Genomic DNA, 11,239 nt, shown 5'->3' with positions numbered 1-11,239 from the left:
CTGATAACCCGGCGGTCGTCGGTTCGATGAGCGCCGGGCTGGTTTGTTGGAAGCAAGGGAGCGATCATCGCCCACTGTTGGTCATCAAGCCAGAATTCTCCTGCCATGGTCCAAAACTCCCGTTAGCCAGGGCAGTGAACCATGCAGTAGCAATTCGATCAATTGCTTGATTGGGTTTCGACCCTAGTGCGATCACGGCGATCGCAAATAGGCTGAGGGCGAATTGACGATCGGTGGAGCTTGAGGCCATCGGCAACACTCCCCTCGCTTTTCTGCTAACGATTGACACGCGAAATGGAAGCCGCGTTGGCGTACGGCCCGACCCGCGGTGGGCTCAGCGGGGCTGCACGAACGCGGTCCAAAGGTACCCCACTAATCCGGCTGCAACGACAGCCGGAATGACGTGGCGTCGGATCTTGTTTTCCACGGTCTCGATGGCGACATGTGCTTCCAACGCCGCCAGCCTTGAACTCCCGGCCGCGATGGCGGCCAGTTCCGCGCGAAGCCGCATCACGTCCGTCCGCAATGCCTCTAATTGCGCATCTCGAGTAAGTCGGTAGCTTTGGACCTTAGCGCTTTCCGCCGTCGCGTGATCGTCACCTGTCACGTCGGTAAACTGTGGTGCTTCATCGGCGCTATCATCGTGTGTCTGATCCGTCATGGCGCTTGTGCCTCCTCTGGTTCACTTCAACCGAGAAGGATGGACCGTTGTTCCACGATCACGGCATCGAACCGCATCGAGCGTGCCGAATTTATCGATACAGGAAGGGTTTGTGTTTGGGCCGCGGAAGGTTCGAACGAAGCGCCCATCGTTGGCGCCGGATCCTTGCCCGAACGAAGCACTCTCGGACCGTTTGCGTGGGCTCACTTGTTTTTCTTGGCGCTCGCCAGGGCTTTTGTCGTGAGCCGAAATTCGGCCATCTCTTGCGCCGTCAAATAGTAAAGATGATCCGATGGCGTTTCCAAGGCGTGGAACCAAAGTCCGGCAGCAATTCCCATTGCGTCGAGATGGCGCGCGACCCGGGCAGTGGCGGATTGGGCCGATGCCATTGCTTCCTCTGCTGTCGGTCGGTCATCGGTGCCACTGAATAGCTGGTGCACGCCAACCACCGCATCCGTTTCCGCAAATCGCTCGATACCGCCCGAAAGGATAACGGGGCAGGAGGACGCGCAAAGCGCTCTCGACGCCACCTTCGTATTCAGCCGCTTTTCTCGGATGAGTTTGGAGATCGCCAGAGCGTCGTCGACCGAGCCGCCCGGTGAATTGAGTTCAACGGTTCTGACGTATTCGCCGCGTTGTTCGATCTCTCGAGCAAACCGCAAAGCTGCCCCTAAGTCGATCGTACCTTCGGCAAGCATGGAGCCGCCCGGGCCAAGATTGAACGTCATGGCCTTCGTCAGGTCTTCGATCGGGCTTGCCGGGGTTGCCGTTGGCCTGTTTGGATCCACCGTTGTTCCCGCGGGTGGCAGGAAGGGCGGCGCGCGAGATGGGGCGGCGATTGACAGCTGGCTCTTCGTAGCGATCTCATGAACATCGACAATCAGAAAAATCACCGTCAACGACAACAACGACAAGAACATGGCACGCATCAAGGCGCCGTCGTCCAAGCGCTTCAGGCGGCCGATCGTTTCATCGATCTTCATTAGATCGATCCTTGGGTCGCGTTCGTGGATCGAGACTGGTGATGTTGTTTTGCTCCTCTGGTCGTTTCTCCGGTTCCAATTCCGCACCGGCTTCTTCGAGGTCGATCCCGTTTTTCGTCAAGGCGCGCTGGACTTCCAACGCCTGCAGTAGCTCGGCTGCCGTAATGCGCTCAGCAAACGGCATTCGCTCCTCCTGTTTGCGGATTGCGCCATGTACGACGGCGAGAATGAAGACCAAGATGCCAGGCAAAAGATCGATGGAGATGGCGCCGGCCCAGGCCGGGATAAAGTCGGCGGCATAGCGCAGCACCGCTTCGGCAGATGAGAGCGGCACGAACCGGCGTTCCGTCACCGGCGTGCGCGCAAGGATCTCGTCGGCAGCCTCAGAAAGCACCTTCGACTGGGCCGCCACGGACGCCCGCACGGTTGCCATGACCCTGTCCTGACGATTTACAAGGTCTGCGTCACCACCGTCGGCGACGGGCGCTATGAAGCCAAGCGAAAGGTCGTCGGCCGCGCGCCGGATCGAAGGGGCAATCGACGTCTGCCCGAGGGACGCGACAACACCTGTGAGCGCAACGACTTCCGAGGAGAACTGATCGGCGCGCGGCTCGATCGCGCCAGGCGCCGAGACCAGCGTGCGCATGGTCTCCAGCCGCTTTTGCCCTTGATTGAACAAGGTCGTCACCTGCTCGCGCGAAGCGTTGATCCCGCTTTCCAGATCCTTCATCTGCGCCGACATCTGCGACAACAATTGCACGACGCTTCCTGACCCTGTCGTGCCGGTGAGAGCGCCTGATTGCTGTTCTGAAAGAGCAAGCTGAGCAAACCGTTCGGATGCGCGCTGGATATCGGGCAGGAGGCTTTGGGCGGCCAGCGCGTTCTGGTGCGCCTGATCAAGGTCGGCGGTATAGTCCTCGACGGTTTCTGCGAGATGCTGTTCAAGTGCTGCAGAACCGGCCAGAGCCGCCGCATTCAGCCAGCTCGACATGGCCATGATCATCGCCGCGCCGAGCGCCATGACGCCGAGCATGGATGCGCGCCCCGTATGGGTGGTGATATGCGGGTAGAACCTGGCCATATAGGACCAGAACGCGTAGATGCCGACGGAGACGGAAGCCGAGTAGATGATCGCTGCAAAGAAAACCGCAGTCGGCGAGCCATCCAGAATGCTGCGGACGCCAAGGTAGGTGTATACGCCTGAGGCGAGTGCCAGAACCGCCACCGCAAACCGCGTCATCGTCTCGACGGCAGCGACCCCGTCGTGCAAACGCTGGGATGCACCGGTCGCCATGGGCAAGTCTCCGCAAGAGGAATGTATTCCTTAAGTGAGACGCATGAACCGGGCGGAATAAAGGCCGGTTCCGTGGTGGTGGCGAACGCCAGGTGGGGTCTGGCGTGGAAGCCCTTCGGCCGGTTCGCTAAGCTCGCGCACAACGTTGCGGGTCACCATCGGCGATTTCCCCCTGGTTCCACCCGCGCGCGGACGCTTGTCTCCAATCGTCGGAGCATAGGCGTCATACAAAGAGCGACGAACTCTTCACCCCAAAATAACACGATCTGTGCCTGGGCCGGCACCATTGCGTCGACGGCGGCTTGGAGGCAAGGCGGCCGCTCTTTGGCAGCGCCAAGAGGAAAGGCGGGTGATGTTCCCTTCCACACATACCGCCTGCTCAGGTCCGCCATGATATTTGCGGTTACACACGGTATCGCCTTCAAGTCCCTCGGGCTTCGCTCAAACGTCGTGCATGACGGGCTGTTTGTTGATGCCTGTCGGCATCTTCTTGCCGGGTCGCTCCTGAGGCTTTCCCACACAGACAGCCAGCAGCCTCATTCGTCCTCATCCTTCGGGTTTCGGTTTCGCGCTAATGCAGCGCAACCATTGCAGCAACGGTTATGATCGCCAGTGCCGCCAGAACAGTATCCAAAAGGATCGTACGGCTGATATTTCGATGCGCTCGAGACATGGCCTCACCTCAGCAGTTCAATTTCATCGCAGTTTTGTGACCTGGCTTTCCAAAATGGCCCTGATGAACGCCTCTCTTGCGGTTTCCCAAGGGTAAACGCCAAGCATGGCGTCGGTGCATTTGTTGAGGGCTTCTGTATATGCAACACCGTGATCCACAGGCCAGCAGTCGCTGAGCAAATTCGCCGCTTGAGCTGGGGTCCAAACGATCTGAACACCGTCAAGGGCAGGGAGTTGGATGATGACGCATTCGTTCCAGGTTTCTAACATCGACCCTTCCTCTGTGCTTGAGATAACGAGGGGAGGGTCCGATCGTTCCCGAAGGTTGCGGTTTGGTTTCCGTTGCCGCCAGCTGGTCAGCGGACCAGCGCACTGTCGCTTGCGAGCCGGTCGACCCCGGCCGGAACCCCAATCCAATCGACGAGTTTATGAGGTAGTAGCCATGTGAGGATTGTACGATGACCGATCGCCTGACCATGCAGGATCCCCGAACACAATATCCCGCACCGCCATTCGACCCACAGCCGCAATCGATGCCAGGCATCGTTGGTAAGATGCAGCCGAAGCCCGATCACGGCGAGCAGTCCTACAAAGGCGCAGGTCGCCTGAAGGGACGCAAGGCCCTGATCACCGGTGGAGACTCAGGGATCGGGCGGGCCGCAGCGATAGCGTTCGCGCGCGAGGGGGCTGATGTCGCCATCTCCTATCTTCCCGAGGAGGAGCCGGATGCGAGAGAGGTCGTTGAGCTGGTCGAGGGAGAGGGACGAAAGGCCCTGGCGCTTCCTGGCGACATAAAGGACGAGAGCTGGTGTCGCGAGCTGGTGGCTCGCACTCTGTCCGCGTTCGGCGGAATAGATATCCTCGTGATCAATGCCGCTCGTCAACAGTTTCGAAAAGACGTGTCGCTCGTGACGTCCAAGGATTTCGATGCCACGTTGAAGACCAATCTCTACGCGCTTCACTGGATCGCCCAGGCGGCCGAGCCCCATCTCCCGCCCGGCGCCTCGGTCATCACTACCGCCTCCATTCAAGCGTACCAGCCGTCACCAATCCTGCTCGACTACGCCACAACCAAAGCCGGCATCGTCGCCTATACCAAGGCGCTCGCCAAGCAACTGATCGAAAAAGGTGTGAGGGCCAACGTCGTCGCTCCGGGCCCCTTCTGGACGGTCCTGCAGCCGAGCGGCGGTCAGCCGGACGAAAAGGTCGAAAATTTCGGTAAGGACAGCGACTTCGGCCGACCCGGTCAACCCGTCGAGCTCGCGCCGATCTTCGTCTTTCTCGCTTCGCAGGAAGCAAGCTTCATCAACGGCGAGGTTTATGGCGCCACCGGCGGAAAAGGCGTCGACTGATGTGAAAAACGGCCGGCGCGTTATACAGGTGCCTGCCCGTCCCAAACAGGCTGCGAGTTCATGCCGATGACGAAAGACAAATTGTCCATCTACAGGAACAAGCGCGATTTCCGCCAAACACGCGAACCGAGCGGTGAAAGACGGGTCGCATCGTCAAATCAGCGGCGCTTCGTCATCCAGAAGCACGATGCAACCCGACTGCACTACGATCTAAGGCTTGAACTGGACGGCGTCTTTAAATCGTGGGCGGTTGCCAAGGGGCCCTCTCTCGATCCGCACGACAAGCGCCTCGCCATCGAGGTCGAGGATCACCCGCTGGATTATGGCGACTTTGAAGGAACGATCCCGAAAGGCCAATACGGCGGCGGAACGGTCATGCTGTGGGATCGAGGCCATTGGGCTTTCGAAGGGGACAAGAGCCCCGAGGATGCGTTGAAGAAAGGGGATTTCAAGTTCTCGCTGGAGGGAACGCGCCTGAAGGGCAGCTTCGTGCTCGTGCGAATGCGCAACGACCGCCACGGCGGTAACCGGCCGAACTGGTTGTTGATCAAGCACCGCGACGATTTTTCGGTCAAGAAAAGCGGCGCAAAAGTACTGGAGGAGCACGCAACCTCCGTCGCTTCCGGCCGAAAGATGGAGGAGATCGCCAACGGCAAAGGGCGCAAACCGAGCGCCTTCATGTTGGCCAATGCCGCGGTCGAGGCGGACGCCGTCTGGGACAGTAGCCAAGGATCGGCAGCAGCCGGGCGTGAGATGAAACCGCGCGCGCGGGTCAAAACGCCGGGGACAGGCGTCCTCCCCGAATTTTTCGCGCCGCAACTCTGCCAGACGGTCGCGCGCCCGCCGACCGGCGACAAGTGGCTGCACGAAATCAAGTTCGATGGGTATCGTATCCAGCTGCGCGTGGCTGATGGCGTGGCGACGCTGAAAACACGAAAAGGGCTTGATTGGACCGCCAAGTACCGAGAGATCGCCAAGGCTGCGTCCGCCTTGCCGGACTGCATCATCGACGGCGAAATCTGCGCGCTCGACGAGAACGGTGCACCGGATTTCTCCGCCCTCCAGGCGGCACTGTCCGAAGCAAAGACAGGCAACCTCGTCTATTTCGCCTTCGACCTTGTGTTTGATGGCGATGAGGACTTGCGAGCGGATCAACTGGTCGATCGCAAGCAACGCCTCAAGGCAATGCTCGATGAAAACGGCGAAAATCCTCGCCTCCGCTTTGTCGAGCATTTCGAGACAGGCGGAGACGCTGTGCTTCGCTCCGCCTGCAAGCTCTCCCTGGAGGGGATCGTATCGAAGCAGAAGGGCGCACCATATCAGTCGGGTCGGGGAGAGACCTGGGTCAAATCCAAATGCCGGTCAGGCCACGAGGTGGTGATCGGCGGATACGCCAGGACCAACGGCCGCTTCCGGTCTCTGCTCGTCGGCGTCTACCGAGGAGACCATTTCGTCTATGTCGGTCGTGTTGGAACAGGATTTGGGGCAAGCAAGGTTTCGAACCTGCTTCCCAAGCTGAAGGAAAGGGAAGTCGCGCGATCTCATTTCACGGGCATCGGCGCACCGAAGGGCGACAATGAAGTGGTCTGGCTGAAACCGGACTTGGTTGCGGAAATCGAGTTTGCCGGGTGGACGGCCGACGGGCTTGTGCGGCAGGCCGCCTTCAAGGGGCTTCGCGAAGACAAGCCTGCTGGCGAAGTCGAGGCAGAAAGACCGGCTCCGCCTCAAAGCACGCAGACGCCCAGCCCGAAACCGACGTCCAAGGCGGCTCGGTCCCGGAAAGGGCAGAAGGCGGAAGTCTTGGGCGTCCTCATTTCGAGCCCGGACAAACCGCTTTGGCCCGACGCTGCAGATGGCCATCCCGTTACCAAAGAGAACCTTGCTCGATACTACGAGACGGTTGGCTCCTGGCTCATCCCTCACGTTAGAGGCAGGCCCTGTTCGATCATCCGAGCCCCGGACGGAATAGCAGGGGAGACGTTCTTCCAGCGCCACGCCATGCCCGGCACCTCAAATCTTCTCGAGCTTGTTGAAGTTTTTGGTGACAAGAAGCCGTACATTGAGATTGATCGCGTTGAAGGATTGATCGCGGTCGCGCAGATTGGCGGCCTCGAACTTCATCCTTGGAACTGTGAGCCCGGCCAGCCCGAAGTTCCCGGGCGTCTGGTCTTCGATCTTGACCCCGGACCTGATGTGCCATTTTCCGCGGTCGTTTCGGCAGCAAGGGAATTGCGCGACCGGCTCGATGACCTCGGGCTTGTGGGCTTCTGCAAGACGACGGGAGGCAAGGGGCTTCACGTCGTGACGCCGCTTTCTGTTCGCAATCGCAAGTCGCTCACCTGGGCTGAGGCAAAAGCCTTCGCGCACGACGTCTGCGAGCAGATGGCTATGGACAGTCCGGACCTTTACCTGATCAAGATGTCGAAAAGCCTGCGGAAAGGACGTATCTTTCTCGACTATCTGCGCAACGATCGCATGGCGACGGCCGTCGCGCCATTGTCGCCGCGCGCCAGACCAGGCGCCACGGTTTCGATGCCGTTGAACTGGACGCAGGTGAAATCAGACCTCGACCCGACGCGTTTCACTGTGCGAACGGTGCCGGCGCTCATTGCAAAGAGCACTGCCTGGGAAGATTACGGCGACAGCGAGCGGCCGCTGGAACAGGCGATCAAGAGACTTGCAAAGGCGCGGGCAGCCGCGTGATCCCCATGATGAACGTCGAAGACGATGCCAAGGGCAAAAATTCCGAGAACGGGACGATCGGTGCATCGACCGACCTTCCGCATGATCGCGTAACCGTCGAGCGATTTCGCGAGACCTTTCCACGTGCGCGCTGGAGTGACCGGCTGAAGGCATGGTTCGTGCCGGGGCGGACAGCTGAGCGGCGGATCAATCGTTGGCTCGCAAAGATCGAGGCGGAGCAAGACCACTTTGCCGACGAGAAGGGACGGGACGCTTTTGCTTTCGAGCCGATAGAAAGCCCATATCTTGAAGCCGGGCCTTTGGCTCTGGAGATCCGCACGCCGTATTCCAAGTCCGTCATCAACGACATCCGCGAGATACCATTCGCGCGATGGGACCCCGATCGCCGCCTTTGGACGGTCCCCTATCGTGCCCTTTCTGACCTTCGGCAACGCTGGCGAGCGATAGAATCTGCAGCCAAACATAGCGAGCCGGAGGCAAGGAAACAGCGGATGGAGGCGATCAAAGGGACGAGGGAGGAGAAAGCATCAAAGGCGCGCGCCAGCGAAAGAAGGCGCAAGCGGTATCCCATCCCCGTGGATGACCTGCCGCCGTTCGATAGCGCGATCTCGACCCATTGGGGAGTGGTTTTCTTCAATGGCTCGGATGGCGAATTTGCGGATGGGCAGACGATCAACGCCTTCTATTTTCCAACCATGGACGCTGAGGTTTACATCTGGGCCACGTGGCGCCTGGGATCGCTCGAGGAACTGATCGCGACTTGGCCTGCGAAGGCGCCGCCCATAGCGCTCGAACTCAAGCGGGGCTGGTGGTTTCCGACGATTGAGGAATTGCGCGTCGCCCGTCGGGCGGCGCGCTCGAAACTCAACGCCGACAAGCGCAGAAGCGAAAAGAGCAGCGCCGGTGGATAGTCGGCAAGCGGCACTCGAGCGGTTCCGGCGGTTGCCGCCGATCACTCCGCGCGAGCTGGTCGGGCTCTGGCGCGGCAGGTGTATTGCGACGGGGCACCCGTTCGACGGCGTGCTTGAAAACCTCGGCTGGTTCGGCAAACGCTTTGGTTCTGATCTGAGGGCAGATGCCTTGCTCTTTCGTGCGGGACCAGGAAGGCTGAGGGCGATCGACCCAAAGTGGGCGCCGCTTAGGCTGGCCCTTCGGTGTCATCGATTTGGTCGCACGCTGATTGCCCGATCGATTTTTTCGCACCTCCAGCGCGTCTTTCAAGCCAAGGGCCCTGTTGCCTGCCTGAAAACTCTGGCTTTCGACGGCGCGGCCAGCGCGGCCATGGTCTATGACGATCAGCCCATCATCGACCATTTTCGCAAGATCGATGAAAACAGGATCATGGGATTAATGATCATACGCAATGACCAGAGGGTCTACGCCTTCGAGCTTACGCGCATGATCTGACAAGGCGGGTGTTCTTACCGCTGGTCGCCAGCACGCGGGCCGAAACTCATACAGTCATTTGCGCCCGCGCTTTTCGGACGCGACCGATTTCTTGAGAGCGTCCATGATGTTGATGACATTGCTAGGTTCCGATGGCGCGCCAGAGGATCTCCGCTGTGACTTTGCCGGCTTCTTCAAGGCTTTCTTCTTGGCGGCGATGATGTCCGACAAACGCTCCTGAACCGGATCGGCCACCATTTGAGGGCTCCAGTCCTTCGTCAGCTTTTTGATCAGGCGCTGCACGAGTGGCATCATGTCCGGATCGGCCTTTTCGTCATTCGCCGATGTCAGATACAGATCTTCGTCGCGAACCTCATCGCCATAGCGCAACGTCCAAACGACGATGCCCTTGCCACGGGGTTCAAGCATGACGGCGCGCTCGCGACGCGAAATGACCAGCCGCGAAATTCCGACCATTTTCTGGGCCTCCATCGCATCGCGGATCACCGAAAAGGCCTCCTCTCCAACCGGTTCATTGGGAGAGAGGTAGTATGGCGTCTCCAGCCAGATCCACTCGATGCTGTCACGCGGCGTGAAGGTCGAGATATCGATGGTTTTGGTCGTGTCGAGTGCAACGGTCTCCAGTTCCTCGTCCTCGAGAAAGACGTAGTCGTCTTCACCGCGCTGATATCCCTTGACCTCGTCTTCCTCCTTGACGTCCTTTCCGGTTATTGCGTCAACGAACTGGCTGACGACCCGGTTCTCGGTCTTGCGATTGAGTGTGTGAAACCGGATCTTCTCGTTGTCTGTCGTCGCAGGCATCATCTGAACCGGGCAGGTCACGAGCGAGAGTTTCAGATAGCCTTTCCAGTAGGGGCGAACGGCCATGGGTCAGTCTCCTCTTCAACTCGCGCGACGCGACGGGTCGGCCCGCTTGGCCGTTGCGGACGCCTTTGTTGCCTTGCGCTTGGAGGCGCCGGTGTTTGCGTTGGCTGCCTTGCGCTTGGACTTCGGCTTTGCCGAGGAAAGATCAGCGCTTTCGCGAAGCGCCTTCAGCAAGTCACCCGGTTTGGATGCGGAAGGCGTCTCCTTCTTTGGAAGCGAGCGGCCCTCGCTCTTAGCCTTTACCAGTTCGGCGACGGCTGCCTCGTAGCGATCGTCGAAAGAGCTGGCGTCAAAGCTGCCTTTCTTGGTACGGATGATGTGCTCAGCGAGTTCGAGCATTTCCCCCTTGATCTTGAGGTCGGGCAGCTCCTCGAACGCCTCGATCGAGGACCGGACCTCATAGTCGAAATTCAAGGTCGCAGCGATCAGGCCTTTCCCGTGGGGACGGATAAGCACCGTGCGCATACGGCGAAAGAGAACTGTCCTGGCGATCGCGGCAACCTTTGCCTTTGCCATGCCGTCGCGAAGCAGCACAAAGGGCTCGCCGCCCATCTTGTCCGGAGCCAGGTAGTAGGGTTTGTCGAGATAGGTCATATCGATCTGCGCGCAGGGGACAAAGGCTTCGATGTTGAGGGTCTTGTCACTCTCCGGGACTGCAGCTGCAACGTCCTCGGGTTCAAGCACGACGTAGCGCCCACCCTCGACCTCGTAGCCCTTGACCTGGTCGTCCGCCTCGACGACATCTCCGGTCTCACTGTCCACGAACTCGCGCTTTACCCGATTGCCCGTTTTTCGATTGAGCGTATGAAAACGGACGCGTTCCGAGGAAGATGCAGCCGTATAAAGCGCAACCGGGCAGGTCACCTCGCCGAACTTGATGTAGCCTTTCCAGTTGGCTCTCGGGGAAACCATGACGACCTCCTGACCTAGTCGTATGGTTCAACACGGTCAGCAGGTAATCGTTCCACATCAGGGACGATCAAACGGGATGAGCATTGGCTGATCCGGGTTTTGGGATCAGTCGGCTTTGTCGCGCCTGCAAGGAAACGGCCCCGCTCGGGGCCGAAATCCAGGTGCTCAGCAATCGCTCAGCGCATGCTCTCGAGACGCAAACGCTCCTTCTCGATCTCCTCAGCCGTGTAGGGATCGCGCGCCTCGTCAAATTGCGTCCAGCCCTGCTCGGAGTAAGAGGCGCGGCGCTGGACCGGATCGACCCAGCTGCCCCGGCGCAGAATGGCTTCCGCATCCGCGTAGAGCGCGTTATCGACACGGGCGGTGACGACGGCGCCGCCGCGGCGCACGC

Annotated in this window: 10 protein-coding genes and 1 pseudogene; 4 read left to right on the top strand and 7 right to left on the bottom strand. The window is 59.8% G+C overall.

Features of this window, described 5'->3' with window-relative positions; genetic code table 11:
* Nucleotides 1–334: 334 nt before the first annotated feature.
* From C1A35_RS35250 to C1A35_RS35235, 4 genes are all read right to left on the bottom strand, one after another.
* Complete coding sequence (locus tag C1A35_RS35250; RefSeq protein WP_104668867.1) at nucleotides 335–661, bottom strand: hypothetical protein; 327 nt, start codon at nucleotides 659–661, stop codon at nucleotides 335–337.
* A gap of 203 nt (nucleotides 662–864) precedes the next feature.
* A complete protein-coding gene (locus C1A35_RS35245) occupies nucleotides 865–1,644 on the bottom strand; it encodes an ATP-dependent Clp protease proteolytic subunit (protein ID WP_104668866.1) in 780 nt (259 codons plus the stop codon).
* A complete protein-coding gene (locus C1A35_RS35240; RefSeq protein ID WP_104668865.1) occupies nucleotides 1,631–2,938 on the bottom strand; it encodes a hypothetical protein in 1,308 nt (435 codons plus the stop codon). The genes C1A35_RS35245 and C1A35_RS35240 overlap by 14 nt, the downstream gene beginning before the upstream one ends.
* 696 nt (nucleotides 2,939–3,634) lie before the next feature.
* On the bottom strand, nucleotides 3,635–3,880 hold the full coding sequence (locus C1A35_RS35235; protein WP_104668864.1) for a DUF982 domain-containing protein: 246 nt from the start codon (nucleotides 3,878–3,880) through the stop codon (nucleotides 3,635–3,637).
* Nucleotides 3,881–4,068: 188 nt separating this feature from the next.
* Here C1A35_RS35235 and C1A35_RS35230 point away from each other — a divergent pair, with 188 nt between their 5' ends.
* From C1A35_RS35230 to C1A35_RS35215, 4 genes are all read left to right on the top strand, one after another.
* Nucleotides 4,069–4,962 carry an SDR family oxidoreductase gene (locus C1A35_RS35230; RefSeq protein WP_104668863.1) on the top strand — a complete coding sequence of 298 codons (894 nt, stop codon included), beginning with the start codon at nucleotides 4,069–4,071 and terminating at the stop codon, nucleotides 4,960–4,962.
* 66 nt (nucleotides 4,963–5,028) lie between these two features.
* Nucleotides 5,029–7,665, top strand: coding sequence for a DNA ligase D (ligD, locus tag C1A35_RS35225; protein ID WP_104668869.1), 2,637 nt, complete (start codon nucleotides 5,029–5,031; stop codon nucleotides 7,663–7,665).
* Between the two features lie 8 nt (nucleotides 7,666–7,673).
* Nucleotides 7,674–8,576 (top strand): hypothetical protein, encoded by a 903-nt coding sequence (locus C1A35_RS35220; RefSeq protein ID WP_104668868.1) that lies wholly within the window; start codon nucleotides 7,674–7,676, stop codon nucleotides 8,574–8,576.
* Nucleotides 8,569–9,072, top strand: coding sequence for a DUF4334 domain-containing protein (locus tag C1A35_RS35215; protein ID WP_104668862.1), 504 nt, complete (start codon nucleotides 8,569–8,571; stop codon nucleotides 9,070–9,072). The genes C1A35_RS35220 and C1A35_RS35215 overlap by 8 nt, the downstream gene beginning before the upstream one ends.
* Before the next feature lie 54 nt (nucleotides 9,073–9,126).
* Here C1A35_RS35215 and ku (C1A35_RS35210) read toward each other — a convergent pair whose 3' ends face one another.
* The 3 genes and pseudogenes from ku (C1A35_RS35210) to C1A35_RS35200 all read right to left on the bottom strand — a co-directional run.
* Nucleotides 9,127–9,939, bottom strand: a complete 813-nt coding sequence (gene ku, locus C1A35_RS35210; protein WP_104668861.1) for a non-homologous end joining protein Ku — start codon at nucleotides 9,937–9,939, stop codon at nucleotides 9,127–9,129.
* Between the two features lie 15 nt (nucleotides 9,940–9,954).
* On the bottom strand, nucleotides 9,955–10,848 hold the full coding sequence (gene ku, locus C1A35_RS35205; protein WP_104668860.1) for a non-homologous end joining protein Ku: 894 nt from the start codon (nucleotides 10,846–10,848) through the stop codon (nucleotides 9,955–9,957).
* A gap of 176 nt (nucleotides 10,849–11,024) precedes the next feature.
* A pseudogene (locus C1A35_RS35200) lies at nucleotides 11,025–11,239 on the bottom strand (hypothetical protein); the annotation flags it as partial.

The sequence above is a fragment of the Ensifer adhaerens genome (assembly GCF_002940685.1).
In the GTDB taxonomy this organism is placed as follows: domain Bacteria; phylum Pseudomonadota; class Alphaproteobacteria; order Rhizobiales; family Rhizobiaceae; genus Ensifer; species Ensifer adhaerens_E.
The sequence above is the reverse complement of the archived record's forward strand: the minus strand, read 5'-3'. Positions and strand labels throughout refer to the sequence as shown.